Annotated in this window: 25 protein-coding genes and 1 riboswitch; of the genes, 9 read left to right on the top strand and 16 right to left on the bottom strand. The window is 65.4% G+C overall.

All coding sequences use genetic code 11. The annotated features are described in order from the left end of the window. Positions 1-37 precede the first annotated feature (37 nt). Complete coding sequence (locus ACN9MB_RS16245) at positions 38-850, bottom strand: phosphodiester glycosidase family protein (protein WP_204634095.1); 813 nt, start codon at positions 848-850, stop codon at positions 38-40. Positions 851-960: 110 nt separating this feature from the next. On the opposite strand from ACN9MB_RS16245, the gene ACN9MB_RS16240 reads away from it, so the two are divergent. Both ACN9MB_RS16240 and ACN9MB_RS16235 read left to right on the top strand, forming a co-directional pair. Continuing rightward, a complete protein-coding gene (locus ACN9MB_RS16240; protein WP_204634097.1) occupies positions 961-1,449 on the top strand; it encodes an NUDIX hydrolase in 489 nt (162 codons plus the stop codon). Then, on the top strand, positions 1,446-1,877 hold the full coding sequence (locus tag ACN9MB_RS16235) for an NUDIX domain-containing protein (RefSeq protein WP_204634098.1): 432 nt from the start codon (positions 1,446-1,448) through the stop codon (positions 1,875-1,877). Before ACN9MB_RS16240 ends, ACN9MB_RS16235 begins: the two co-directional genes overlap by 4 nt. A gap of 387 nt (positions 1,878-2,264) precedes the next feature. Here the strand turns inward: ACN9MB_RS16235 and ACN9MB_RS16230 are convergent, their stop codons facing one another. Together ACN9MB_RS16230 and ACN9MB_RS16225 are read right to left on the bottom strand one after the other, a co-directional pair. Beyond that, positions 2,265-3,479 carry a beta-ketoacyl-[acyl-carrier-protein] synthase family protein gene (locus tag ACN9MB_RS16230; RefSeq protein ID WP_426269598.1) on the bottom strand — a complete coding sequence of 405 codons (1,215 nt, stop codon included), beginning with the start codon at positions 3,477-3,479 and terminating at the stop codon, positions 2,265-2,267. Positions 3,480-3,482: 3 nt separating this feature from the next. Continuing rightward, the gene (locus tag ACN9MB_RS16225) at positions 3,483-3,734 is read right to left on the bottom strand and encodes an acyl carrier protein (protein WP_046971921.1); all 252 of its coding nucleotides are present in this window, start codon (positions 3,732-3,734) and stop codon (positions 3,483-3,485) included. Positions 3,735-3,951: 217 nt separating this feature from the next. Between ACN9MB_RS16225 and ACN9MB_RS16220 the strand changes: the two genes are divergently transcribed. The 3 genes from ACN9MB_RS16220 to ACN9MB_RS16210 all read left to right on the top strand — a co-directional run bounded on the left by ACN9MB_RS16220 (position 3,952) and on the right by ACN9MB_RS16210 (position 6,805). Then, positions 3,952-5,010 carry a GNAT family N-acetyltransferase gene (locus ACN9MB_RS16220; protein ID WP_426269597.1) on the top strand — a complete coding sequence of 353 codons (1,059 nt, stop codon included), beginning with the start codon at positions 3,952-3,954 and terminating at the stop codon, positions 5,008-5,010. Then, positions 4,997-5,872 (top strand): arginase family protein, encoded by an 876-nt coding sequence (locus tag ACN9MB_RS16215; RefSeq protein ID WP_426269596.1) that lies wholly within the window; start codon positions 4,997-4,999, stop codon positions 5,870-5,872. The genes ACN9MB_RS16220 and ACN9MB_RS16215 overlap by 14 nt, the downstream gene beginning before the upstream one ends. 117 nt (positions 5,873-5,989) lie before the next feature. Next, positions 5,990-6,805 (top strand): CPBP family intramembrane glutamic endopeptidase, encoded by an 816-nt coding sequence (locus tag ACN9MB_RS16210; RefSeq protein WP_426269595.1) that lies wholly within the window; start codon positions 5,990-5,992, stop codon positions 6,803-6,805. A 9-nt stretch (positions 6,806-6,814) separates the two neighbouring features. Here ACN9MB_RS16210 and ACN9MB_RS16205 read toward each other — a convergent pair whose 3' ends face one another. The 12 genes from ACN9MB_RS16205 to crcB all read right to left on the bottom strand — a co-directional run bounded on the left by ACN9MB_RS16205 (position 6,815) and on the right by crcB (position 18,816). After that, positions 6,815-8,014, bottom strand: a complete 1,200-nt coding sequence (locus ACN9MB_RS16205) for a DegT/DnrJ/EryC1/StrS family aminotransferase (protein WP_426269594.1) — start codon at positions 8,012-8,014, stop codon at positions 6,815-6,817. Between the two features lies 1 nt (position 8,015). Beyond that, the gene (locus ACN9MB_RS16200) at positions 8,016-8,459 is read right to left on the bottom strand and encodes a DMT family transporter (RefSeq protein ID WP_204634104.1); all 444 of its coding nucleotides are present in this window, start codon (positions 8,457-8,459) and stop codon (positions 8,016-8,018) included. Positions 8,460-8,462: 3 nt separating this feature from the next. After that, positions 8,463-8,825, bottom strand: a complete 363-nt coding sequence (locus tag ACN9MB_RS16195; protein WP_204634105.1) for an EamA family transporter — start codon at positions 8,823-8,825, stop codon at positions 8,463-8,465. A 9-nt stretch (positions 8,826-8,834) separates the two neighbouring features. Next, on the bottom strand, positions 8,835-9,674 hold the full coding sequence (locus ACN9MB_RS16190) for an alpha/beta fold hydrolase (protein WP_204634106.1): 840 nt from the start codon (positions 9,672-9,674) through the stop codon (positions 8,835-8,837). Positions 9,675-9,810: 136 nt separating this feature from the next. Beyond that, positions 9,811-10,329 carry a hypothetical protein gene (locus tag ACN9MB_RS16185; protein WP_204634107.1) on the bottom strand — a complete coding sequence of 173 codons (519 nt, stop codon included), beginning with the start codon at positions 10,327-10,329 and terminating at the stop codon, positions 9,811-9,813. Positions 10,330-10,441: 112 nt separating this feature from the next. After that, entirely contained in the window at positions 10,442-11,803 is a 1,362-nt protein-coding gene (locus ACN9MB_RS16180; protein WP_426269593.1) for a M16 family metallopeptidase, read from the bottom strand. A gap of 68 nt (positions 11,804-11,871) precedes the next feature. Then, complete coding sequence (locus ACN9MB_RS16175; protein ID WP_426269592.1) at positions 11,872-13,263, bottom strand: M16 family metallopeptidase; 1,392 nt, start codon at positions 13,261-13,263, stop codon at positions 11,872-11,874. Between the two features lie 190 nt (positions 13,264-13,453). Next, positions 13,454-15,691 (bottom strand): DNA topoisomerase IV subunit A, encoded by a 2,238-nt coding sequence (gene parC / locus ACN9MB_RS16170; RefSeq protein ID WP_204634110.1) that lies wholly within the window; start codon positions 15,689-15,691, stop codon positions 13,454-13,456. Positions 15,692-15,930: 239 nt separating this feature from the next. Beyond that, positions 15,931-16,806: a TraB/GumN family protein gene (locus ACN9MB_RS16165; RefSeq protein WP_426269591.1), complete on the bottom strand. Its 876-nt coding sequence runs from the start codon at positions 16,804-16,806 to the stop codon at positions 15,931-15,933. A 105-nt stretch (positions 16,807-16,911) separates the two neighbouring features. Then, positions 16,912-18,030 carry a cyclopropane fatty acyl phospholipid synthase gene (cfa, locus tag ACN9MB_RS16160; protein ID WP_204634112.1) on the bottom strand — a complete coding sequence of 373 codons (1,119 nt, stop codon included), beginning with the start codon at positions 18,028-18,030 and terminating at the stop codon, positions 16,912-16,914. A gap of 49 nt (positions 18,031-18,079) precedes the next feature. Continuing rightward, positions 18,080-18,424: a DUF190 domain-containing protein gene (locus ACN9MB_RS16155; protein WP_426269590.1), complete on the bottom strand. Its 345-nt coding sequence runs from the start codon at positions 18,422-18,424 to the stop codon at positions 18,080-18,082. Positions 18,425-18,432: 8 nt separating this feature from the next. Next, positions 18,433-18,816 (bottom strand): fluoride efflux transporter CrcB, encoded by a 384-nt coding sequence (gene crcB, locus ACN9MB_RS16150; protein ID WP_426269589.1) that lies wholly within the window; start codon positions 18,814-18,816, stop codon positions 18,433-18,435. An 80-nt stretch (positions 18,817-18,896) separates the two neighbouring features. Further along, positions 18,897-18,976, bottom strand: a riboswitch (Fluoride riboswitch). A 91-nt stretch (positions 18,977-19,067) separates the two neighbouring features. On the opposite strand from crcB, the gene ACN9MB_RS16145 reads away from it, so the two are divergent. Continuing rightward, positions 19,068-20,336 (top strand): multidrug effflux MFS transporter, encoded by a 1,269-nt coding sequence (locus ACN9MB_RS16145; protein WP_426269588.1) that lies wholly within the window; start codon positions 19,068-19,070, stop codon positions 20,334-20,336. A gap of 55 nt (positions 20,337-20,391) precedes the next feature. On the opposite strand, the gene ACN9MB_RS16140 is transcribed toward ACN9MB_RS16145, so the two are convergent. Further along, positions 20,392-22,416 carry a S1 family peptidase gene (locus ACN9MB_RS16140; RefSeq protein WP_204634116.1) on the bottom strand — a complete coding sequence of 675 codons (2,025 nt, stop codon included), beginning with the start codon at positions 22,414-22,416 and terminating at the stop codon, positions 20,392-20,394. Positions 22,417-22,610: 194 nt separating this feature from the next. Between ACN9MB_RS16140 and ACN9MB_RS16135 the strand changes: the two genes are divergently transcribed. From ACN9MB_RS16135 to ACN9MB_RS16125, 3 genes are read left to right on the top strand one after another with little or no spacing between them, the layout of a single operon-like run. Then, complete coding sequence (locus ACN9MB_RS16135; protein ID WP_426269587.1) at positions 22,611-23,489, top strand: pseudouridine synthase; 879 nt, start codon at positions 22,611-22,613, stop codon at positions 23,487-23,489. 52 nt (positions 23,490-23,541) lie between these two features. After that, complete coding sequence (locus ACN9MB_RS16130) at positions 23,542-24,609, top strand: class I SAM-dependent methyltransferase (protein ID WP_426269586.1); 1,068 nt, start codon at positions 23,542-23,544, stop codon at positions 24,607-24,609. Beyond that, the gene (locus ACN9MB_RS16125) at positions 24,606-25,319 is read left to right on the top strand and encodes a pseudouridine synthase (protein ID WP_204634119.1); all 714 of its coding nucleotides are present in this window, start codon (positions 24,606-24,608) and stop codon (positions 25,317-25,319) included. Before ACN9MB_RS16130 ends, ACN9MB_RS16125 begins: the two co-directional genes overlap by 4 nt. Positions 25,320-25,687 lie beyond the last annotated feature (368 nt).

Here is a 25,687-nt window from a genome sequence, read left to right as displayed (position 1 = left end):
CTCGATCCGGAGGGTGGGTGACCGTCGACGTGCGCGGTCAGGGCGTGGTTTGCGAGAACACCGCGAAAATGCCGGCATACGGCTTGACCATGAAAGTGGGCGCGCCGGCATAGCCTTCGCCGTCCACGTAGAACTGGGAAATGGTGCCGTCCAGGTAGAGCGCATCGCGGCAACCGAGTTCTTCCTTGAACAGCCGCGCGAAGGTGTGGAAATTCACCGGCGCCTCGCTCACCGCGAACACGACATGGTGCGGCGTCTTGGCGCACACGCCGCTGCGCCACTTGAGGCTGTTGGAGTCGTCGATGAACTGATCGTTGAGCTTGCCGTCGATGACCAGCATGGGACCGGACTGGCTGGCCCATGTCGTCGGTTTGGCTGCGGCCTTGAAGGCGGTGCTGGTCTGTACGGCGGCGTGGCCGTCGGGATAGATGGCGAACACGCCATTGGGCAGCAGCGAGAAATTGCCCGATGCCGGATTGCCATGGGACAGGTTCAGCGGCACTGTGGTCTTGCCGTTTTCCACGTAGAGACCGAGCGGTGCGAACTGGCGGTCGTAGATGCCCGCGTTCGCGGCGAACAGCATGCGGCGGTTGTGCGTCATGCCCCATTGGCGCAATGCGTTGATGGTGCCGAAGGGCTCGCCGCTTTCCGGATCCTTCCAGTGCAGGCTCAGGGTTTCGCGCTTCAGGTCGATGCGGACCACGCGGAAGTTCTGGTTATCGAACACCTGTTCCTTGCTGGACACCGCCTGCGCCTGGCGATCGCAGCCGGCCACCAGCACCAGGGCCAGCAGCAGCCAGCACAGCGAGAGGCGCAGTCGGGACAGCGGGCGGTCTGAAGCGTTCCACATTCCCCGATGGTCGCCGCCCTGACCGTGCTGGCGCAAGTCCGGCGAGACGTTTGGCGAAAGTTCCGCGACGCCTATACTGGCCGCTTTCCTCCTCGACCCGCAGCGTACCGATGCCCTACACCCCCATCGTCGCCACTCTCGGCTATGTGCTGTCGCCGGATCGTCGACAAGTCCTGATGATCCACCGAAACTCGCGGCCCGACGACATGCACCTGGGCAAATACAACGGCCTGGGCGGCAAGATGGAGCCGGAGGAAGACATCGCCGCCTGCATGCGCCGGGAAATCCTTGAAGAGGCCGGCATTACCTGCGAGTCGATGTCGCTGCGCGGCACCCTCAACTGGCCGGGTTTCGGCAAGCAGGGCGAAGACTGGCTGGGCTTCATCTTCGTCATCGACCGTTTCAGCGGCACGCCGATGACCTCCAACCCCGAAGGCACGCTGGAATGGGTACCGCTGGACCGCCTGATGGACCTGCCGATGTGGGAAGGCGACCGCCATTTCCTGCCGCTGGTATTCGATCAGGATCCCCGCCCATTCCACGGCGTGATGCCGTACAAGGACGGCCGCATGCAGTCCTGGTCGTTCTCGCGGCTGTGAATGGCGAGAAGATCATCCGCATCGTTGCCGCGGTGATACGCGACGTGCAGGGCAGGGTGCTGATGGTGCGCAAACGCGGTGCCGAGGTATGGCAGCAGCCAGGCGGCAAGCGCGACGCGGACGACCGCAACGATCTGCACACGTTGGCGCGTGAACTGCACGAAGAGCTCGGCTGCACGATGCATGAGGAAGGCGCCCGTTGGATCGGGCGTTTCAGCGCGCCGGCAGCCAACGAGCCGGGCCATGTCGTCGAGGCCGAGGTCTATGAAGTAAAAGCCGATGGGCCGTTTGTGGCGCAGGCGGAAATTGAGGGCGTGTGCTGGGTCGATCCGGCTGCGCTTGGAGATATGCCGATTGCGCGCTTGAGCCGCGAGTCTATTTTGCCGGCAGTCGCAGCTACGCACGTAGCCACCCATCCGCAAGATTGACCCCTCACCCCAGCCCTCTCTCCGGAGGGGAGAGGGAGAATTGCCGTGCACCGCAAAAGGCGATGCGAAGCGAGGCTCCGCTTTAAGTCCTCAGCACCGCCTTACTCGCGATGTAGCCATACCGTTGATTAGGGAGATCGTGACGATCCGAGCCCCAAATCCTTCAGGCTTGTATACCGCAGTCGGTGTGAGCTTCTGAGGCCATTTTCTTTGGGTTACTTTTCTTTTGGGCCAGCAAAAGAAAAGTGACTCGAGCGGCGGCAGCCGATCGAAACGCCCGCCGCGTAGGCGGCACCCTGGCGTCAACGCAGAAACCAAACACCGAGGCTCTGGATTCCGGCCTGCGCCGGAATGACGAGCAAACTCAGCGCAACGCGCCATCCACCATCACCCCATCCGCTTCACCGCCACCACCGCATTCAACCCGCCAAACGCAAACGAATTGCTGATCGCCGCGTCGATCTTCTTCTCGCGTGCCACATTCGGCACATAGTCCAGATCGCAGGCCGGGTCGGGTTCGAGGTAGTTGAGCGTCGGCGGCACGATGCCGTCACGCAGCGCACCGATGGTGCCGATCAACTCCAGCGCACCGCCCGCGCCCAGCGCGTGGCCGTGCATGGGCTTGGTCGAGGAAATCGCCAGCGCAGGCGCATGCGCGCCGAATACGCTGTGCAGCGCGCGGGTTTCCGTGCTGTCGTTGGCGACCGTTCCGGTGCCATGCGCGTTGACGTAGCCGATGGCCTCGGGCGCCAGGCCGGCGTCACGCAGCGCCATGCTCATGGCGGCGGACGCGCCCACGGCCGAGGGCGCGGCGATGTCGCCCGCGTCGGCACTCATGCCCGTGCCCGCCAGTTCGCACAGGATCGTGGCCCCGCGCGCCTGCGCCGACTCCAGCGTCTCGATCACGAACATGGCGCTGCCTTCGCCCAGCACCAGCCCCTTGCGTCCCGCGCTGAACGGGCGGCAGGTATCGGGTGCCAGCACGCGCATGGATTCCCATGCGCGCATCAACCCCAGCGTGAGGCTGGCTTCCGCGCCGCCGACCACCGCCGCGTCCACCAGGCCGGCGCGAATCATCAGCGCGGCCTGCGCAATGGCATGGTTCGATGAAGCACAAGCGCTCGCCACCGCGAAGGTGGGACCGGTGATGCCGTGCGCCATGCTGATCTGGCTGGCCGGCGCGTTGGTCATGATGCGCACGATGCCCAACGGGTGGAAACGCGTGGCGCGTTCCTCGTAGAGGCGCTTGTACAGTCCTTCGCGCGTTTCCTCGCCGGCCACACCCACGCCCACCAGCACGGCGGTGCGCGAGGCGCGTTCACCGTCGAAGGAAATGCCCGATTGCTCGACCGCTTCGCGCGCCGCGACCAGCGCGTACTGGCTCAACGGATCGAGAAAGGCCAGGCGCGCTTCGTCGAAATGCCGGCTTGGATCGAACTGCTTGATCTCTGCGGCAATGCCGCCGCTGCGCAGCGCCGAAGCGTCGAAGCGCGTCAGCGGGCCGATGCCCGAAACGCCTTCCGTCATGGCCTTCCACACGGAAGGCGCATCGTGGCCGAGCGCGCAGATCGCGCCCATGCCGGTGATCACGATACGGCGCATGGATTATTCGCTGGTCTTCTGGGCGAGCTGGCGCTCGATGGCTTCCACCAGCTGGCCGACGGTGCCGCCGTCGAAGTCGGTGTCTTCGTTGGGCAGGTTGATGTTGAAGTGCTCTTCGATGTCGAAGATCACTTCGATGGCATCCAGCGAGGCGATGCCCAGGTCCTTCAGGGTGGACTCCGGCTTGATCGTGTCGAGTTCGATCTTGGCCTGCTTGGCAATGATGTCGAAGGTTTCCTGCTGAACGTTGCTCATGTTTGATTTCCTGAGTTCCACGGCGCCGGGTCACGCGGCATCCTCGGGATGCCGTTACGCAAGCCTGACGAAGCGTCAGGATAAAGTCCAGAACGCCTCCTGATTCAGCTTCTGCCAAGTGCCTTTCGGCAGCCTTATCGGCCGAAAAGTGGCGGTGGCCGTGCCAGGCCGGGGCGGGAGTCGTATCCTATGGCCTTGTGACTCGTGGGCCTGTCGCGTGCAGTACCTCAATCAGCTCGAGCCGGACGCACTGATCGCCCGGTTCGCCGAACATCCCCCCATCGATTTCAGTGTGCTTCAGGTCGCGGAAACGCCGGCCTTCGTGGCGCCGTTCGACCTGCTCACCACCGCCGATGACGAGGCGCGCGCCAAGGTGATGGGCGCGCCCGGCTACCGCTGGTGGGGGCGGCTGCTGCGCTGGCGCACGGCCTTCGTGGGCACCACGGTGTCCGAATACGCGTTGTTCCCGCGCGAGGCCCAACCCGATGCGCTGGCCAAGGCCCTGCGTGACCAGTTGGGCCGCCGCCAGCGCCTGCTGGTGGTGAAGGACATTCCGCAGGCCTCGCCGCTGTTCGACGCGGCTACGGGGCAGTGGTGCCGGCGTTTTGCCGACGCCTGCGAGGCGGCCGGTTTCGTGCTGCTGGAAGGGCAGGCACTGGCGTATGTGACTATCGATTTCTCCAGCGAGGACGATTATCTCGCGCGGCTTTCCTCCGGCCGGCGAAAGGACATCCGCCGCAAGCTGCGCAAGCGCGACGAGACGGCGGTGACGACGCTGCATTGCGGCGACGCCGTGTTCAGCGACGATGCCGTGGTCGACGCGTATTACGCGCTGTACGAGAACGTCTACGCGCAGAGCGAGATCCATTTCGACAAGTTGAGTCGCGATTTTTTCGCCGCGGTGCTGCGCGATGCGACCAATGGCGGCGTGGTGTTCGTCTATCGCCATCAGGAACAGATGATCGGCTGGAACCTGTGCTTCGTGGTCGAAGGCAAGCTGATCGACAAGTACGTGGGCTTCGCCTATCCGCAGGCCCGCGAGCAGAACCTGTATTTCACCAGCTGGTTCCACAACCTGGCCTTTGCGCGCACCCAGCAGCTGACGCACTACGTGGCCGGCTGGACCGATCCGCAGGTGAAGGCGTCGCTGGGTGCACAATTCACCCTCACGCGGCACGCGATCTACCTGCGCAATCCACTCCTGCGCATGCTGGCACGCCGCCTGAGCCGATTCTTCGAGAGCGACAGCCAATGGGCGACGCATGAGCAGGCGTGAACCACTGATCCTGGATTTCGACAGCTCGGTCGGCGAGATTGCCGGCGCGACCACGCTGCCGCTGACCGACTGGCAGGAAGCGATCCGCTTCGGCTGCACGCTGCGCACGTTCAACCGCCTGGGAGACTATCTCGACACGCGCCTGCCGGAAAACTACGGCACCGTGCTGATGGGTTCGGGCGACTACCACCATCTCACCTGGCCGCTGGTGCAGCGCCAGCGTGCGCGCGGACCGTTCCAGCTGGTGGTGTTCGACAACCATCCGGACAACATGCGTTTTCCCTGGGGCATCCATTGCGGTTCGTGGGTGCGACGCGTGGCGATGCTGCCGTTCGTGACGCACGTGCACGTGGTCGGCATCACCTCGGGCGATATCGGCGCCAAACACGCGTGGGAGAACTACCTGCGGCCCTTGCAGGCCGGCAAGCTCAGTTACTGGTGCATGGATGTGAACGTGGATTGGGCGGCCAAGCAGGGCCTGGCCGATGCGTTCCGCCGCTTCGACGACCCGGACGAACTCACCACCGCGTTCGTGCGGCAGCTGAAGCAGGCGCCGCAGCCGACCTATCTGTCGATCGACAAGGACGCGTTCAGCGTCGATACCGCGCGTACCAACTGGGACCAGGGACGACTGGAGGAATCGCATGCGATGGCGATCATCGAGGCGTTGCGTGGACGCATCGTGGCCAGCGACATCAACGGCGAAGTCTCCGCCTACCAGTACCGCACATGGTGGAAGCGCATGCTCAGTGGCATGGACGGCCAGGAGCCGGTGCCGCAAAGCGAACTGGATGCCTGGCAGGCGCAGCAGCGGGCGTTCAATGCACGCCTGCTCGCGGCGATTGCCGAAAGCAGCGTGTAAAGCAGCGCAACGATGATCGATCGATCATTGACGCCGAAGCCGTAGTGAACGGGCAGGACTGTTGCACGCAAGTCGAGAGCCGGCTCGTTCCGGCGACGCACGAGGCGATGCCGTGACATGACCGACCATTTTCCTAGCAGCCGCCGCACGCTGATCTTCCTGGCCAGCGCCTTCGGCATCACCTGGATCGCCTGGGGCGCGCTGGTCGCGCTCGCGCAGGCACAACTGACCCGCTACGGCAGCTGGCCGTTCATGACGCTCTACGTGCTGGGCGGTCTGGGACCGACCATGGCCGCCTATATTGCCGTGTGGCGCACGCGCGACGAGGCGCCGCTGCGCGAATTCAACCAGCGCCTGGGACGCTGGCGCGTTCAACCCGTGTGGTATCTGCTGGCGCTGGGGCTTCCGATCATGCTGGGCTTCTTCGCCGTCGGCATCGCGGTGGCGTTGAAACCGGCGCTGGGTCCGCTGGTGAGTTTTCGCCCGTGGTACCTGTTCCCCTTGTACTTCCTGATGACCATCATCGGCGGCGGCTTGGAGGAACTGGGCTGGCGTGGCATTGCGCAGGAAGAGTGGGCGCACACCCTGGGCGCTTCCCGCGCGGCCCTGATGATCGGGCCGATCTGGGCGATCTGGCACCTGCCGCTGTTTTTCCTGCCCGGGGTGGCGCAGTACCACGCCGGTTTTGCCTTGTTCCTGGTGGGTGTGATGGGCAATGCGTTGCTGTTCGGCTGGCTCTACAGCCATACGCGCAGCATCCTGTTGTGCGTGTTCATGCACGCGGCGTCCAATGCCGTGGTGATGATGGGCGTGACGATTCCCTCCGGCATGGGCATGTCGCTGGTCGGGCCCTGCCTGAGCCTGTGCGTGGGCGCGCTGTTGTTCCTGTCCGGCAACAAGCGGGCGGAAAGCCGAGAGCGCGCGACGCATTGAGCGCGTCTTTCAGGCGACCGCGCGTTCCAGCGTGAGGCAGATCGACTCGAACGTGGCGTCGTCCAGCCACGGGCTATTGGTGATGGTGAGCGAGCGCGCAGCGAAGCTTCGTGCATGGGGCAGCGGCGTATCGGCCACGATCTCGCGCAGATAGTCGTAATCGGGCAGCGCATGGATGAACAACCGGCTGACGCCCAGGCCGGCGGTCCACAGCGTGTTCAGTGCCGCATCGCGCGCGGCCTCGTTCGGCAACGTCAGCAGCAGGAATGGCCACACGCCTTGCTGCCCCGGTGCGTCGTCGAACACGGTGATGCCGGTAATGCGCTTCAGGCGCTGTACGCGAGACAAGGCTTGCGCACGGGTCGTTTCGAGAAACGCCGGCAGCCGGGGCAGCGCGCGCGCGCCCACCGCCTGGCGCCAGCCGCTCACGGTGTGCAGTGGAATATCGGGACCGAAATCGTCGCCGACCGCGGCGACCGGATCGTGTTGCGCCAGGGCCTTGCGCAACGGACGTCCATACGCCAACGGCAGCAGCGAGGGGCGATAGGCCACGGTGTAGCCGATCAACTCCAGCGCGCGTTGCCAATCCATCCTGGCATCGGCATGGATGACGGCGTCGTGGCTGGCGGCGAAGGCGTCGCGCAGCACGGCATCGCGGGTCAGCAGCAGGCCGCCTTCGAACAGGGTGAGTCCCTTGCCCACGGCAAGGCTGAAGAAGCCCGCGTCGCCAAGCAGGCCCACGCTGCGCCCGTTCTGTTGTGCGCCCAGGGCTTGCGCAGCGTCTTCCAGCACGTAGGCACCCACGCGATGGCCCACGTCCAGCGCGGCATTCACGTCGGCCACGCGGCCGGCCAGATGGGTCGGCACGATTGCCAAGGTGCGCGGTCCGCTCAGCACGCGAAGCTGTTCGGGGTCCATGTCGAAATGATTGGGCGCGAGATCGCACAGCCGCAGCTTGAGTCCGGCGCGATGGATGGCCAGCGCCACCAGCGGGCAGGTCCACGCGGGCACGATCACTTCGTCGCGTTGCGGCCGCAGGCCGTGCATCGCACGCAGCGCCACCACCATTGCCGCGGTACCGGAGCATTCCAGCTGAAGGTGCTCGACGCCGAGCCACGCCGCAGCACGTGCTGCAAACGGGGCGCGACCGGGCCACAGGTCGCTCAGGCGCAGCGGCAGTCCGGCAGTCGGCGGCAGCTCGCGAGGCACGTCAGTCTCCCGCGACGACGCCCAGCGCACCCTTCGCTTCGGTGGGCGGGTCGCCTTCCGGATGGGCGCCGCTTTCCGCGAACGCCAGGCAGATGATGCCGGCCACGATGGCGACGGCGCCAATGATGCGCGATGCCGTCAGCGGCTCGTGGAAAAGCCACACGGAGAACAGCATCACGCTCACCACTTCAAGATGCGTGACCGCGAACGCGGGGCCGATCGGCGCGTGCTTGAGCAGCGTCATCCAGGTGAAGAAGTTGCCGACGTAGCCGATCACCGCGACATAGATCCACGGATGGCCAAACACGCGCACGATCCACGCCCAGTTCGCCTCGGGCGGGAAGGCGTGATCGCCGGCGTACTTGAAACTCAGCTGCACCAGCGTGTCGAACAACACCAGGATGGTGAAGCCGATGGCGTAGAAACGGGCTAGCTTCATCGACATTCCTCAACCTCCTGCCATGCCGACGATGGCCACGCCCGCGGTCACCAGCAGCATGCCGGTGACGCGCAGCGGCGTCAGTTTTTCCTTGAACAACAGGCGCCCGGCGATCATCACCACCACGATGTTGATCGAACCCAGCAGCACGCCTTCGGAAAGATCGACCAGCGAGAGGAAGGCGATCCAGACCAGGAATTCGGCGACGTAGGAGAGCACGCCGATCCAGATCCACGGACGCGCCGCCATGTACTTCCAGCGCGCGACGCCGTCACCCGCACGAGGATCGCCGGCCGCTGCCTTGAAGGACAACTGGCCGACGGTATCGAGCGTGACGTTGAGCAGCCACAACGCGACAACCAGGGGACTCATCGGGAGTCCTCAGGCCGCAGCGCGCGCGACGGGTTCGTAGGTGGCGGCGATCTGGCGGAAGAATTCCGCCGAGCGGTCGGTCAGCAGGCGACGTTCCCGATCCACCGTGATCATGTGGTAGCTGTCCTTCAGCCACAGCGTTTCCACCGGACCGGACACGCCACGCTGCACCAGGTAGGCGTTCTCGATGCTGGCGATGTCGTCTTCGGTGGCGTGCGCGATCAGGCAGGGCGCCGTCACCTTGGGCAGCTCGCGCTTCACCACGGCGGCCATGTTGTACATCTCCGCCAGCGACGGCCACGGATTGCCGGGCAGGCCCGCCGCGGCGCTGTCGCCGCTCAGCATGGCGCCGCTGATCTGCGCGCGCAGACGCTCGTCGCGAATGCCGTACGGCTCGCCCTCGTGCACCATGCGGTGCTTGCCGATGCCGAACTTGTGCAGCAGCGGCAGCATGAAGGAGAACTTGCCGATGAACGGAATCGCCCAGCCGTCGTAGCGGAACGTGGCCCCGTACACGCCCACGCCCTTCACCCATGCCGGGCGCTCGGCGGCGAGCTTGAGCGCCAGCACGGCGCCCATCGACAGGCCGGCCACGAACAGGTGGTCGACCTCGTGGCGCATCTTGTCGGCGGCGGCTTCCACGCTGGCGTACCAGTCGCGCCAGCCGGTCTTCAGCAGGTCGTCGACGTCGCCGCAATGGCCCGCCAGCTGCATGCCGTGCACCGTGTAGCCCGCGCGATTGAGGCCCTTGCCGAGCAGGCGCATCTCGGTCGGGGTGCCGGTCAGGCCGTGGATAAGCAGCACACCGCTGCGACCGCCCTCATAGCGGAACTCGACGTCTTGAATCACTTGGGAGCTCCGGAGCTACAGGCTATCGGGGAAGTCCGGGGCAGGTGCCGCGCGGAAAGATGACAGTAAATCATGGGGTCAGTCTGACGACCGACCCTTTCCAAGAACTTTCGACCCCTGGTCCCGCGGGGAGCGTTCAGCGGCCGAAATGGCCCTGGGTGCCGCCGATCGAGATGCTCATGCCGCCCGTCGGGTGCTCGCAGCTGCCGAAGGCCTGGCTGAGGGTGACGCCGCCGCCGGTATAGCTGCCGCTGACGTGGTTGCCCGCCACCACGCCGGTGGTCACCGAGCCGTGGACCTGCGGCTGGTTGTAGGTCGCGTCGTCGCAGGTGACGGTAGGCTCGGCGCTGACCGCCGCCTGGGTGTCGCCCAGCGCACCGCTGGTGTCGCCGTAGTAGGTGCCCGGCGGATCCTTGGTGTAGCTGGCGGTCTGGCCGCCGGCCTGGGCATTGGCCTGGGTGTTGGCGGCGGGTGCCTGGCGTCCGCTGCTGTTGGCCACGGTCGTCGCCGGTGCGGCCGGCGGCGCCGCGCTGGTGCTGGCGGCAGGAAGGTTGGCCGGGAGCTTCAGGTTCAACGGCTGGTCGGCGTTCTGGGCCCACGCCGTGGCCGCCAGCAGGCTGGCAGCGGCGAAAACGGTGAAGCGGAAGATCTTCATGGAAAAGCGCTCCGGGGACGTGAGGCCTATAACGCGCCACCGTCGCCGGTGTGGACACGTCTCCCTTGGACGACGCATGGCGACGGGAGTTCCCGCCGCCATGCGGGGTTGCTCAAGGCTGGTACGGCGTAAAGCGGCCGATCGGCTTCAACTGCGGATCGATCGCCTTGGGGTCGCCAACCAGGATGATGCTCTGTTTCTCCGGCGCAAAGTACTTCCGCCCCATCGCCTGCACCTGCTCGGCGGTGACCTTGCCGGTATCGGTGACGTACGTGGTCATGAATGAGGGCGGCATGCCGCTCACCCAATAGCGTGCCAGCGTGTTGGCCAGGGCCGACTGGATCTGGTTGCGCAACAGGTAGATACCCGCGATCAGGCGCTTGGCGCGCAGCAGTTCTTCGGGACTGGCCGGCTCGGTGCCCATGCCTTGGTAGAGCCTGGACAGTTCACTCAGCGTGGCCCCGGTGACCTCGTTGCGCACATCCACCACGGCCAGCGTGTTGCCGCCGTTGCGGCGCACGTCCAGGGTGGAATAGGGGCTGTACGAATAGCCCTTGTCCTCGCGGATGTCCTGCGTCATGCGGCTGCTGAAGCCACCGCCGAGCACCGTGTTGGCCACGGTGAGCGGGATGAAGTCCGGGTCACGCATGGGCGCCGTGGGCTGGCCGAAGCGGATATTGGTCTGCACCGCGCCGGCGCGTGCCACCAGCAACTTCTGTGCAGGCGCACCGGTAGGTACCTGGGCCACATTGGCGGGCGCGGGTCCTTGTGCCGTCCAGCTGCCGAACTGCTGCTCGACTGTCTTGAGCACCTGGTCGGCATCGACCTTGCCGACGATCACCAGCAGCGCGCGCTCCGGTCGCATGCGTTGATCGTGCAACGCGTGCAGCGACGCGGGCGTGACCGCCTGGATGCTTGCCTCGGTGAGTTCGTCGCGCGCATACGGATGATCGCCGTACACCGCATGGTTGAACGCGCGCATCGATTGCCAGTCGGGGTCGGCCTCGTTCACCTTCAGCGACTGCAGTGCGTTGGTCTTTTCCAGCGTGACTTCCTTGGCCGGGAAGCTCGGATGCAGCGCCGTGTCGGCCACCAGTTCGAGCAGTTCGTCCGCATGGCTGGCCAGCGCGCTGGCGCTGACGCCGATGGAATCGCGTCCTGCGTTGGCGCCATAGTCGCCACCGATCGCTTGCAGCTTTTCGGCGATCTGTTTGGAGTCGAGCTTGTCGGTGCCTTCGTTGAACAACGCGGCCATCAGTTCGGCCTGGGCGGGATGCTGCGCGTCGTCGTAGGAGGTGCCACCCAGCACGGCCAGCTGCACGTTCACCTTGGGCAGGCCGTGGCGTGGAATCACCCACACGGTGAGGCCGTTGGACAGCGTGCGCTGCGTGATCTGCGGCACCGGCAGCGGTCGTTCGGGACCGTACGGGGGCAGTTCCTTGGGCATGGGGGCTTCGACCGCTTGGGCGGTCATGGCTATGCCAAGGGCGGCAGCGAGCAGGGATGCTTTCCGAGTCGTCGTGATCATGACCTTGGCTCTCCTCAGTGCTTGGCCGGCTTGGCGCCGGCGTCCTTGGCATGGGCCGCCACCGGGCGGCGGATGATCACGCTGCGATTGGCATCGGTGAGATAGGTCTGCGCCACGCGGCGTACGTCGTCGGACGTCACCTGGTTGATCCAGCCGGGCACTTGATTCACCACCTTGGCATCGCCCCACAGCGTCTGCAGTTTGGCGAGCGTGTCGGCGCGCGAGAGGAAATCCTCCATGCCGCCGTACCAGTCCGACAGCATCTTGGTTTTCACGCGCGCCAGCGTGGCGTCGTCGACACCGTCGTGGGCGACCTTGGCGATCTCCTCGTCGAGCGCCGCCAGCACCTGATCCGGCTGCGCATTGGGCTTGTAGATTGCAAACAGGCCGAACAAGGTGGGGCCGGCATAGTCGGTGCCGCTGCCGAGCGCGAAATTCAAGCCACCCTGGATCTGCAGCAGCTGTTCGCGACCCTTCACCAGGCCCTGGTAGAAGCGAGACGCGTCGTCACCCACCAGCAGTTGCGCCAGCACCAGCATCGGCATCTGGTCCTTGCTGCCGCGCTCCGGAGCCTTCCAGCCCACCGCAATCGCCGGCGCCTTGGCCATCGTATCGGTCTGCTCGAGATGGCGAGCTTTGGTGTTCAGCGGTTCGGCAATGTCCGCACGCGGCGGCAACGCGCGCGAAGGAATCGAGCCGAAGTATTTCTGCGCCAGCGCAAAGGCCTGTTCGGGCGTGACGTCGCCGGAGATGCCGATCACGGCGTTGGCTGGCTGATAGAAGGTGTCGTGGAACGCTTTCACGTCGGCGATGCTGGCGTGGTCCAGGTCTTCGAAGGAACCGTAGCCGTCGTGCTTGTTCGGCCATTTGTCGAAGGCCAGCGCGTTGAGGTCGAGCCAGTAGAACGCGGCATAGGGCTGGTTCTTTACGTTGACGCGAATCTCTTCCTTCACCACGTCGCGTTGGTTGTCGAGATTCTTTTCGCTGAAATCGAGCGTCTTCATGCGATCGGCTTCGAGCCACAGCAACGGCTCGAGCGCCGAAATGGGCGCCGATTCGACGTAGTTGGTGTAGTCGGCGCGGGTGGAACCATTGTTGACGCCACCACCGCCCTGGATCACGCGATCGAACGTGCCCTTGGGTGCATTGGGCGTGCCTTCGAACATCAGATGCTCGAACAGGTGGGCAAAGCCCGTGCGACCTTGCGGCTCCAGCCGCATGCCTACGTGGTAAACCGTGCTGATGCCGACGGTGGGCGAACTATGGTCTTCGGAAACGACCACGGTGAGGCCGTTGTCCAGTTTCTTCACGGCCACCGGCAGTTGCCATTGGTCGGTATCCGCGGCGTGAGCCGTTACTGCGAACAACAGGCCGGCGATAAGCGCCGGCAGTCTTGACGTGCGCATGGACCATCCTTGTGCTGCGGCGGGAACACACTGGATAAGGCCCGGGCGGGGCGTCCGTCAACATGAAAGAAGGTCTAGGGCTGACCCCAAAACTGTGGGAGCGCACCCGGTGCGCGACGGGGCCAGAGGCAAGGCCCGTCGCGCACCGGGTGCGCTCCCACAGGGTAAGCAGGGAGAGGGGAAGGCTGGATCAGCCCGTGGTCTCGATCCGCTCCACCCGGCGCAGGCCCTGCGGCAGCAGGCCGCCGCGGGTGGCGCGGTTGCCGCCGTACTCGACCAGGTTCGACCACTTCAGCGTGAGTTTGCGCTGGCCGGCATAGAGCGTCACCTCACCCTTGCCTTCGGCGACCACCGCCACACCGACGACCTTCACGCCCGCACTCAGCTTGGCCTTGGGCACGTCGATCAGCTTGTTGCCCTTGCCCTTGTCCAGCTCCGGCAGTTCGGCCACCGAGAACATCAGCAGATGGCCTTCGGTGGTGACCACCACGATGCGGTCGCGTGCCGGATCGGCGCTGACCTGCGGCGCCAGCACCTTGGCGCCATCGCCCAGGGTGATGATCTGCTTGCCCGCCTTGTTGCGGCCGGTGAGCGCCTCGAAGCGCGTCACGAAGCCGTAGCCGTGGTCGGTGGCGAGGATCAGCCGGGTGTCGTTGTCGCCGGCGGCGAGCGCGTCGAAGCTGGCGCCCGACGGTGGGCTGAAGCGGCCGGTGACGGGCTCGCCGTTGCCGCGTGCCGAGGGCAGCGTATGCGCCGCCATGGAATAGCTGCGGCCGGTGGAGTCGATCACCGCGACCTGCTGGGTGGTGCGTGCCTTCACCGCGGCGAGCAGGCTGTCGCCTTCGCGATAGTTGAGGCCGTCGGCATCGATGTCGTGGCCCTTGGCGGCGCGGATCCAGCCCTTGGCGCTCAGCACCACGGTGACCGGTTCGCTGGCGACCAGCGCGCTTTCGTCCAGCGCCTGCGCGGCATTGCGCTGCACCAGCGGCGAGCGGCGCTCGTCGCCGAACTTGGCCGCGTCGGCGCGCAGTTCTTCCTTGATCAGGCCCTTCAGCTTGGCCGGCGATTTCAGCAGCACGTTGATGCGTGCGCGTTCTTCTTCGAGCTGGTCGCGCTCGGCATTGATCTTCATTTCCTCGAGGCGCGCCAGCTGGCGCAGCTTGGTCTCGAGGATGTAGTCGGTCTGCTCTTCGCTGAGGCCGAAGCGCGCCATCAGCACGGGCTTGGGTTCGTCCTCGGTGCGGACGATGCGGATCACCTCGTCCAGGTTGAGGTAGGCGATGCGCAAACCTTCCAACAGATGCAGGCGGCGCTCCACCTTGGCCAGGCGATGGTTGAGGCGGCGCGTCACCGTATCGGTGCGGAAGTGCAGCCACTCGCTGAGGATCCGCTTGAGATCCTTCACCTGCGGACGGCCGTCCAGACCGATCATGTTGAGGTTGATGCGGAAGCTCTTTTCCATGTCCGTGGTGGCGAACAGGTGCTGCATCACCTCGGCGGCGTCGATGCGGTTCGAACGCGGCACCACCACCAGGCGGATCGGATTCTCGTGATCGGATTCGTCGCGCAGGTCTTCCACCATCGGCAGTTTCTTCGCGCGCATCTGCGCGGCGATCTGCTCGAGGATCTTGGACGGGCTCACCTGGTGCGGCAGCGCGGTGATGACGATGTTGCCCTCGTCCATGTGATACACGGCGCGGGCACGCACCGAACCGGTGCCGTTCTGGTACATCGCCAGCAGTTCGTTGCGCGGCGTGATGATTTCCGCTTCGGTCGGGTAGTCCGGACCCTGGATGTGTTCGCACAGGTCGGCGACGGTGGCGTCCGGATCATCCAGCAGGCGGATGCACGCGCTCACCACTTCGCGCAGGTTGTGCGGCGGAATGTCGGTGGCCATGCCCACGGCGATGCCCATCGAACCGTTGAGCAGCACGTGCGGCACGCGCGAGGGCAGCCAACTGGGTTCTTCCAGCGTGCCGTCGAAGTTCGGCACCCAGTCCACCGTGCCCTGGCCGAGTTCGCCCAGCAGCGCTTCGGCGATCGGGCTCAGGCGCGACTCGGTGTAACGCATCGCGGCGAAGCTTTTCGGATCGTCCGGCGAGCCGAAGTTGCCCTGGCCGTCGACCAGCGGATAGCGGTACGAGAACGGCTGGGCCATCAGCACCATCGCCTCGTAGCACGAGGTGTCGCCGTGCGGATGGAACTTGCCGATCACGTCGCCGATGGTGCGCGCGGACTTCTTGGGCTTGGACGAAGCCGCCAGGCCCAGCTCGCTCATGGCGTAGACGATGCGACGCTGCACCGGCTTCAGGCCATCGCCCACGAAGGGCAGGGCGCGGTCCAGCACCACATACATCGAGTAGTCGAGGTAGGCCCGCTCGGCGTATTCCTTGAGCGGGATCTGTTCGAAATTGGCTTGCAAATTCATGGGTTTGCGTCAGTTGGGCTGCGCGCAGGCGGCGCGCTTAACCGGACGATGGTGCCAGAAAGGGGGGCTGGGGGGCGAGGGGCAGGGTCAGCAGCCCCCTTGTGGGAGCGGCCTTGGCCGCGACAGCCGACGAAGCGGTGAAGCCGGGTGGCTGAGGCGCCGAAGCCGGCTACTGAGGCAGGCTGCCAGTGTGCGGTCGCGGCCAAGGCCGCTTCCACAAGGGATCGTTGGACCGGCTGTCAGTTCTCGATGCGGGTGGTCTTCACCCCCAGCTTGCGCAACTGCTCCTGCAAGCTGTCCGGCCCGGCCAGATGGCCCGCGCCCACGGCAACGAAACTCACGCCCGGCTGCTGCATGCGCTCGGCGATGGTCTTCGCCCAGGCTTCGTTGCGCTCGACGATCAGCCGCTGGTAGAGCAGCGGGCTGTCCTTGCGCAGGTCCTCGTCTTCGATCCGGGCGATGGCGGCGGTGTCGCCGGTGCGCCAGGCGTCGATCAGTTCGCGCAGCTTGGAAGGGCCGTCGGCCACTTCCTTGAAGGACTGGCGCAGGAATTCCAGCTGCATCGCCTCGGGCAGGTCGGCCAGCATGCGGATCTGCTTTTCCGCGGTTTCCAGCCCGTCGATGGGTTTGCCGGCCTGCTGCATGCGCGCCTTGAGCAGCTTGTCGACGCCCTGGTTCGGGTCCAGTCCCGCCTGCATCAGCGGCGCCATGGTGAGCGTGAGCGCGGCCAGCCAGGGGCGCATAGGCTGCAGCGCGGCGATGCCGCCGGGCAGCTTCGCGACTTCGGCCGCCTTCTCCAGTTCGCCGCGGTCCTTCTCGTCGAGCTTGCTGGACAGCGACTGGCTCAGGTCGACGCCGTACTGCATCACCAGGCCCTGCATGGCCGCCGAATCGTCGTCGACGATCTCGATGCTCAGCCGCTGGCTCTCGTCCAGCGCCTTGTCCAGCGCGTGCGATTGCCAGTTCGTATCCGTAGGCAGCAGATGCACGGTGCCGAACAGGTACACCGTCGCGTGCTCGTTCTTGGCGACCCACAACCCGGGTTGGGCTACCGCGACCGCGACGAGCAACAGGTTGAGGGCCAGGGCGGCCGCAAGGCGTCGAAACAGTTTCAAGGCAAATTCCGGATCAGGGGCGGACAACGTGTCGTAGCGGGCCACCGTCATGCGGCCCGCTGATAGCTGCACTATCGTGCGCGAAGTGGCTTGCTGCAAGCATTCTCAACGGGGAACGCGATAGCCGCCGGGCACGCCGTGAGGACTCAGGGTGAGCTGCCAGAGCTGGTCGCGGCGGCTGCGGAACACCGCGGCCGAGACCGAGAGGTAGAAGCGCCACATGCGGCGGAAGCGGTCGTCGTAGTTCGCCGCCAGCTGTGGCCATGCGGCGTCGAAGTTGGCCCGCCATGCCGACAGCGTGAGGTCGTAGTCGGCGCCGAAGTTGTGCCAGTCCTCCACCACGAACAGGTTCTGCGACGCCTCGGCCACCTGGCTGGCGGCGGGAATCATCGAGTTGGGGAAGATGTACTTCTCGATCCACGGATCGGGCCGGCTGGGCGAACCGTTGCTGCCGATGCTGTGGAGCACGAACAGGCCGTCGTCGCGCAGACAGCGGCGCACGACCTCGAAATAGGTGCGGTAGTTGAGCGCGCCCACATGCTCGAACATGCCGATGGAGAAGATCGCGTCGAACGGTTCGTCGAGTTCGCGATAGTCCTGCAGGCGGATATCCACCGGCAGGCCCTGGCACAGTTCCCGCGCAAACGCTGCCTGTTCCTTCGACACGGTGACGCCCACGCCCTGCACGCCGTAGCGTTCGGCCGCGAACTTCAGCGCTTCGCCCCAGCCGCAGCCGATGTCCAGTACGCGCTGGCCGGGCTTCAGGCGCAACTTGCGGCAGATCAGGTCGAGCTTGGCCTCCTGCGCGTCGTCGAGATTGTTCGCCTGCGCCCAGTAGCCGCACGAATACACCAGCCGCTTGCCGAGCATGGCCTGGAACAGGTCGTTGCCCAGGTCGTAATGCACGCGGCCGATATCGAAGGCGTGGTCGCCGCGCTGCAGGTTGATGAAGCGCGCCTTCAGATGCGCAAGCAGCGTATCGAGCGTCTTCAGTTCGTTGTCCAACTGGGCGCCGAGGACGCGGGTGAACAGTCCGGGCAGATCCTCGCTGTCCCACCAGCCGTCCATATAGCTTTCGCCCAGGCCCAGCGAACCGTGCGCAAACACGCGTGCGTAAAGTCGTTCGTCGTGCACCCGCATGTCGGTGGGGCGCGAACCATCGAGAAAAATGCCGGCGTGCTCGAGCAGTGTGGCGGCACGTGACTTCAATGAATCCTGACTCATGCGGTCCTCGTATGCCATGGTGACGAGAAGGGCAGGACGGCGCCGTTCACTAGCTGGATTGCGGCGTCCTGCCTAGTATCCCAAAGCTTGCGGGAGCAATTGCAAAGACTGCGTCGACGCCGCTTTCGCGAACGGTTTGCAGCAGCGCCTGCGACTGCGCGTCGGTAAGCAGGAATTCCACCTTCACGGCGAGATCGTCGGCCAGTTCGAAGAATTGTTCTTCGCGCAGCACACCGTGCCGGCCGAAGCCGCAGATGGCGCGAAACGCCGAACCGCCGCCGATGCCGTGGCTGCGTGCATGCTCGAGCAACCATTCGAAGACCAGTTTGCCGTCGTGGCGTGCGCGGGCATGGGTGTAGAAACTGAGCTGGACGCCTTGCTGCGTGGTTTCCATGGGGCCTCCTAGCGCAACACGGCGCGGGTGAGAGCGATGCCGGCCACGGTCAGCGCGATCGAGCCGACCAGGTGCAGGGCCACGTGTCCGCCGAACCACAGGTACTGCTGCCGCAGCAGCAGGGTGGTCGATTCGGCCGAGAAGGTGGAAAAGGTGGTCAGCCCGCCCAGGAAGCCGGTGGCGACGAACAGGCGAAGCTCGGGCGGCAGGGTCTGGAAATGGTCGAAGACGCCCAGCACCACGCCCATCAACAGGCCGCCGATCAGGTTGGCGGCGAGCGTGCCCAGCGGCACGGTGGGGAACAGCGGGTTGAACAGCACACCCAGGGTCCAGCGCAACCAGCAACCCAATACGCCGCCAATGCCGACGGCGAGAAATCCGGTAAAGCCCACGTTGTGGCCTCCTCTTGCAGAAGAACTTCGATCGGAAGGACTTCCCGGACACAGGCACACGCCTGCGCCCCGGAATGTCCGGCGGTGCAGGCATCATCAACCCGAAGGTGGTTTGCCACGGCGTGGCCGCGGCGGGAGGCATGCCATCTCCCTGTGCCATTCATCCTAGCCGATGATCCCTCGAACGTCATGGATCAGCCGCGCGGAAGGCACCGCTATACTTCCGTCACCTCGCCCGCTGTGCCATGCCCATGACCCCCACATCGCGCCCCGTCCGGCGCAGCCTGCCATTTCTGCTGGCGGGCGTGTCGATGATCGGTCCGTTCTCGATCGACGCCGTGTTCCCGGCGTTTCCGCTGATCGGCGACCGCTTTGGGGTGGACAGCACCGGGCTGCAGCAGATGATCAGCACCTACCTGATCACCTATGCCGTGATGAGCCTGTTCCACGGCGCCATTTCAGATGCCGTGGGACGCAAGCCGGTGATCGTCACCGGCATGCTGGTGTATGCGCTGGCCTCCGCGGGGGCGGCGCTGTCCACCTCGTACCCGATGCTGCTCAGTTGCCGCGCCTTGCAGGGCGTGTGCGCCGGTGCGGGCCTGGTGGTGGGCCGAGCGATCGTGCGCGACAGCCTGGAGGGACCCGCGGCACAACAGATGATGTCGCGCGTGATGCTGATCTTCAGCATCGCGCCGGTGATCGCGCCGATCGTGGGCGCGCAGCTGCTGTTCCTCAATGGCTGGCACGGCATCTTCTGGGTGCTGTTGGGCTTCACGCTGATGCTGGCGCTGGCCTTGATCGTGTTCCTCGACGAAACCCATCCGGTCGCCGCACGCACGCCGTTTCGCGCGGGCACGCTGGTGCGCGGCTACGTGAATTTCGGCAAGGACCGCCCGTTCTGGCCGTTGCTGATTTCCTGCTCGGTGAATTTCGCCGGGCTGTTTTTGTACATCTCTTCGGCGCCGCACATCATTCGCGATCTGCTGCATCTGTCCGCGCAGGGTTTCCCGTGGCTGTTCCTGCCGACGGTGGCGGGCCTGATGACCGGTGCGTGGATATCGGGACGCCTCGCCCATCGCCGCAGCGCGGCCTATACGGTGAACCTCGGCTATGGCTTCATGTTGCTGGCATGCGCCGCGCATCTGCTGATGGGGCTGGTCACCCGCGAGCCGCTGCTGCCCTGGTCGATGCTGCCGCTGGTGCTGCACGGCATCGGCGTGCAGATCGCTTTTCCCACGCTCACGCTGTTGCTGCTGGACCGTTTTCCGCAGCGACGCGGCGGCGCCTCGTCGGTGCAGGCGTTTGGCAGCCTGCTGATGTGCGCGGTGGTAGCGGGCGTGCTGTCGCCGCTGCTGTCGGGCCACATGGTGTACCTGGCGCTGGGCGCCAGCGCGCTGACCTTGACCGGCTGGTTCGCCTGGCGTTGGTACGGACGCCTGACCCAGCAGCCCCGCGTACCGCATACCGCCACGGCCGAGGTGGATGTGGATATGCAGACGGAAATCACCGAGCCGCGTTGAGCTGTCGCCCGGTGTTTGAACAGGTGCGGGGCACGGCAGCCCCGCACCATCGTCATCAGTGCTCGTTGACCTGCAACTTCTCCAGCAACAGATTGAGCTTGCCCTTCATGGCGTCTTCCGGTCGCGGGCCGTCCACGCCGTAGAAGGCGGTGTACAGCACTTCCGGTTTGGATTCCGCGCTGACCTGGGTGCCGCCGACGGTGCCGATGTAGGTCATGTCGTTTTCGCTGTACGGCACGCCGTCGTCCGGATGGCTGCGATGCACGATCTTGCCCCAGCGGTTGCGGAAGCTGTCGTCCAGGTCGTCCGACGGAGCCACGTGGCGATTGACCATCACATGCTCGGCGTTGTCGAGGTTGGATTTCACTTCCACCTTGGAGACGTCCCACACGGTCTTGCCGTGATCCTCGAAGTAGGACATGCCGAGCACCAGCTGGCTGTCGGCATCGATCTTCTGCAGCGACGGCGTATAGGCGAAACCGAGGCGCTTGGACTGGTACTTGAAGTCGTCGCCGTAGTTGAAGCGGATGGCGATGTCGGACAGCACGCTGGGCAGCAGCTCGGTGTTGGCCAGGAATTCCTTCCACTGCGCCAGCGTGCCGCTGTAGGACACATCGACGAAGTTGGCCAAGGCCTGCATGTCGGCGATGTCCTCGTGCTCGGAGCGGTTGCTGGTCAGGCGGACCATCGCCGCGTAGCCATCGGGCACCGGCAGCAGGAAGGCGATCACCAGCTCGTTGTCGTACGCCATCGGCCATTCACGGATCTGCCAGCGGCGCTGATAGTTGTCGGTGAAATTGCGTTGCAGCGACGGTGCGCCCAGCGAGGTGATCTTGATCGCTTCGCTGCCCACGCGCCGTTGCATCGGGGCGCCTTTCAGCACCAGGTCCATGAACAGCTTGGAGTCGCCGTACAGCTGTTTGCTGGTGACGTCGTCCGGCTTGCGCAGGTGGAACATCACCTGCTGTCCCACCGCCGCGCGGCCAATGTAGCCGTTGTGCGGAAGCACGGCCTTGTTCTCGTTGGCCTTGGCGCTCACCCAATTGCCGTTGCTGTTGCGGTGGAGCAGGGTGGGGAAGGCGTTGAGATCGGAATTGACGTGCAGCAGGCGGCTGGCGCCCTGGCCGTTGGGAAACATCGTGGCCGCGTTCTCGGCCAGCAGGTCGTGCAGTTTCTGGTCGACGTCGGCGTTGTGCAGCTTCTGGTAGGTCGCGCTGAACTCGGCGAAGCTCTTGGGCAGCGGGAACTGCGCCTTGAACGGACCGGTGTGCTTGTCCTCGATCACATCGAGCTGGTAGCTCTCGCGCGTGTCGATGCTGGCCAGATTGGCGGGCGCGTTGAGCACCCGGTCGATCGGCAGCGCGTAGTTGAGGTTTTCGTCCGGCGACTTCATCACCACGATGCCGATGACCTTGCCGTCCTTGTCCAGCAGCGGTCCGCCGCTGTTGCCGGGCGAGGCGGCGGCGGAGAAGCGCAGCCACTTCCAGCGGCCGTCCTGTTCCTCCGGCGTCTGCGAGGTGTAGAGGCCGTCGCGGATCACGATGCCCGTGCCCAGCGCATTGCCCACCGCGTAAACCACTTCGTTCAGGGCCGGCTGCGTGTTCAACGCCAGCGGCGTCACCTTGGGCGGATCCTTCAGCGTGAACTCGACGAAGTCCTCATGCAGCGAGTAGCGGGTGACTTTGTCGATCGCATAGACATGGCCCGCGGCGTCGCGCAGGGCCGGCTCGCCCATCAGGCTGTCGATGCCCAGCGACAGCACGTGGCCGGCGGTCACGTAGCGGTTGTCGCCGATGGCGAACGCGGTGCCGACCGAGTAGTACTTGTCCGTGCGCTGCTGGTAGGGCAACTGGTCGAACGGCAGCGGCTTCTCGTAGCTCAACGGATCCTTCACCGGCTTGAGAATCACCACCTCGAAGGTGGCGCCTTGCACCTGCGGCAGCACCGCCGGGTCCATCGTTGCCGCATGCAGCGATGGCAACGCCATCCATGCCAGTGCGGCCAGCCACGCGGCAGGCCGCCACGCGCGCCGGGTTTTCGAAGTAAGCGCTTGCCGAGCACGGGTTGCCGGCTTGTCCATGTGCTGCCTCGTCTGATTGTCGGCGCGCTGTGGTGGCGCCATCCCCGGGTGCGGAACCCGTTGTTGGGTGAGTTTATCCAACGGCTTGCCGGTTGGAATGGTGTACGTCGTAAGTGATGGCAGTGCTTCGCGGCCGACTTTCGCCAAGTAAGCAGCGCAGGTTTAAGCTCCCTTGATCGATGGAGAGTCGCCCGATGTCCGTTCCTCCCGCCGCCAGCACGGTGCACCTGCCCCAGGGATCATGGGCCACGGTGCTGGACGGGCTGTGTGCGCTGTTTCCCCGTATCGACAGGAGCGTGTGGGAAGACCGCTTCGCGCGTGGCCGGGTGCTCGACGAGGCCGGGCAGCCGCTGGCTGCCGGTACGCCGTACCGGGTGGGCTTGTGCGTGCGCTATTTCCGCGAAGTGGCGCAGGAACCGCCGATCCCGTTCCGCGAGACGCTGCTGCACGTGGATGCGCACCTGGTGGTGGTGGACAAGCCGCATTTTCTGCCGGTGACGCCCGCGGGCGGGTTCGTCGAGGAAACCGTGCTGGCGCGCCTGACGCGGACCCTGGGCAATGCCGATCTGGTGCCCTTGCATCGCATCGACCGCCACACCGCCGGATTGGTGATGTTTTCGGCCGATCCCGCCAGCCGTGCGGCGTATCAGGCCTTGTTCCCCCAGCGGCGCATCCGCAAGAGCTATGAGGCGTGGGCGGCGCCGCTGCCGAATCTCTCCTTCCCGCAGGTGAGGCGTTCGCGCATCGCGGCGGGCGAGCCGTTCTTCCGCATGCAGGAGGTGGCAGGCGAGCCCAACAGCGAGACACGCATCGACGTGCTGGAACGCCATGCCTCGCACTGGCGCTATGCGCTGGAGCCGGTCACTGGCAAGAAGCACCAGCTGCGCGTGCACATGGCGGCGCTGGGTGCGCCGATCCTGCACGATCCGTTCTATCCCGAGCTGCCCGAGCCGCAGCCCGACGACCATGCGCGACCGCTGCAGTTGCTGGCGCGGAGGCTGGCTTTTGTCGATCCGCTGAGCGGCCAGCCGCGGGAGTTCGTCAGCGAGCTGGCGCTGCTCTCGCTCGAATGAGTCGCAGGTCCAGGCGGTAATATAGCCAGCCCCTTCCAGGACCGACCGGCCGATGCCTGTCTCTTTCTCTCCCGCAGCCCACGACGCGGCGCTGGAGGCCATCTTCGTGCCCTTTGCATCGGGCGAGCTGACGCTGCCTGCCGATGGCCGCGTGTTGTTCCTGCGCGCCCGCGACGGCTTCCGGCTGCGCGAGATGGCGCAAAAGCATTGGGTATGCGAGCAAAGCTTCAAGCCGTTCGCCGAGGCACTGGAGCGCAGCGGTCTCACCGTCGCCTCGCCCGGTGCCAGCGAGCCGTTCCCCATGGTGCTGGTATTGCCGCCGCGTCAGCGCGACGAGGCGCGCGCGCTGTTTGCGCACGCCTTGCAGCGGACCTCGGCTGGCGGCGTGGTGCTGGTGGCCGTGCCCAATGCGGAAGGCGCCAAGTCCGCCGAGGGCGATCTGGCTAGTCTGGCCGGGCCGCTCAGCCATCTTTCCAAGCACAAATGCCGCGTGTTCTGGACCCAGCCGCTGGGCACGCAGCTCGATCGCGAACTGCTGGAAAGCTGGATATCGCTGGATACGCCGCGGCTCAACCCGGCCGGCTATGTGAGTCGCCCCGGCCTGTTCGCCTGGGATCGCGTGGATACCGCTTCGGCCTTGCTGGCCGCTTGTTTGCCCACGGATTTGCATGGCAGCGTGGCGGACCTGGGCGCCGGCTACGGTTATTTGTCGGCGCAGCTGCTGGCGCGTTGCCCGGCGGTATCGTCGATCGATCTGTTCGAAGCCGAGGCGCGCGCGCTGGAACCGGCGCGACAGAACCTGGATCGCGCGCAGCGCGAACATGCGCGTGCCGCAACGTATGCGCTGCACTGGCACGACGTCACGCAAGGCTTGCCGCGACGCTACGACGCCATCGTCAGCAATCCGCCATTTCACCAGGGGCGCGCCGATCTTCCCGAACTCGGACGCGCCTTCATCGATGTCGCCGCCGACGCGCTGCTGCCACACGGCAGGCTCTGGCTGGTGGCCAATCGGCATCTTCCCTACGAGGCCACGCTGGCCGCACGTTTCAACGAGGTACGCACGGTGGTAACGCAGGACGGATTCAAAGTGATCGAAGCACGCGGAGTGCGCGCATGAAACTGGTCAAGCTGATCGCCAACCTGGGCTATGGCAGCCGCAAGGAAGTGACGCTGATGTTTCGCGAAGGCCGCATCACCGACCCCGATGGCGAGGTGCTGTACGCGGACGACAAGGTGCCGCACGAACACATCCGCATCGACGAGGAGCCGCTCGATCCACCCGCCGGCATGGTGCTGGCGATGTACAAGCCGCTGGGCGCGACCTGCTCGCGCAAGGACATCGGGCGGGTGGTCTACGACCTGCTGCCGCCGCGCTATCGCGTGCGCGATCCGGCGTTGTCCACGGTGGGACGACTCGATCGCGATACCTCGGGCCTGTTGTTGTTCACCGACGACGGCGCGTTGCTGCACCGGATCATTTCGCCCAAGGCGCGCGTGGCGAAAGTATACGAAGCCACGTTGGCGAACGACTTGCGCGGCGACGAAGGCGTGCTGTTCGCCAGCGGCAGCATGATGCTGGAATCGGAAACCGATCCGTTGGAACCGGTGACGCTCGAAGTGCTGGAACCGCGCCGTGCGCGAGTGACGCTCACCGAGGGTCGCTACCACCAGGTACGACGCATGTTCGCCGCGGTGGGCAACCACGTCGAAGCGCTGTCGAGGATTTCGGTGGGGGCTCTGACGCTCGAAGGTCTGCAGCCAGGGGAATGGCGAGCGCTTGAAGAACAGGAGATCGCGCGCATCTTTGCATCGCCGGCGGGCGGTTGATGCGCGCGGGAAATCGCGAAGTTTTAACCGAACGGATGCTCGCGGCGTCGGGCGAGTTCGTCCTCGCGTCGAGAATGCGCGCCAGGTTGCCAGGACACCAGCTGAAAAGCGCTGCGATCCTGATGGTGGCTATGAGGGACGTCCGACGTGTCCCGATGGTTCAGCATCCCTGCTACCAGCTGCATTCCGCGCTCGATGGCGGAACGTGCAAGAAGCATGTGCATGTGTCGACTCCGGGCCACCCCTGCGTGGCCGTTCAGGGCACATATAAGCAGCTTCACACGCGATACACAAATGCCAATAGCTACTGAATTTTGGCGTAAGTTTGTCTTAAGCGAAGTCGTCATCTTCACAAAAGTGAACCACGC

The organism is Dyella kyungheensis (genome assembly GCF_049913195.1).
Classification (GTDB): Bacteria; Pseudomonadota; Gammaproteobacteria; order Xanthomonadales; family Rhodanobacteraceae; genus Dyella; species Dyella kyungheensis.
The sequence above is the reverse complement of the archived record's forward strand: the minus strand, read 5'-3'. Positions and strand labels throughout refer to the sequence as shown.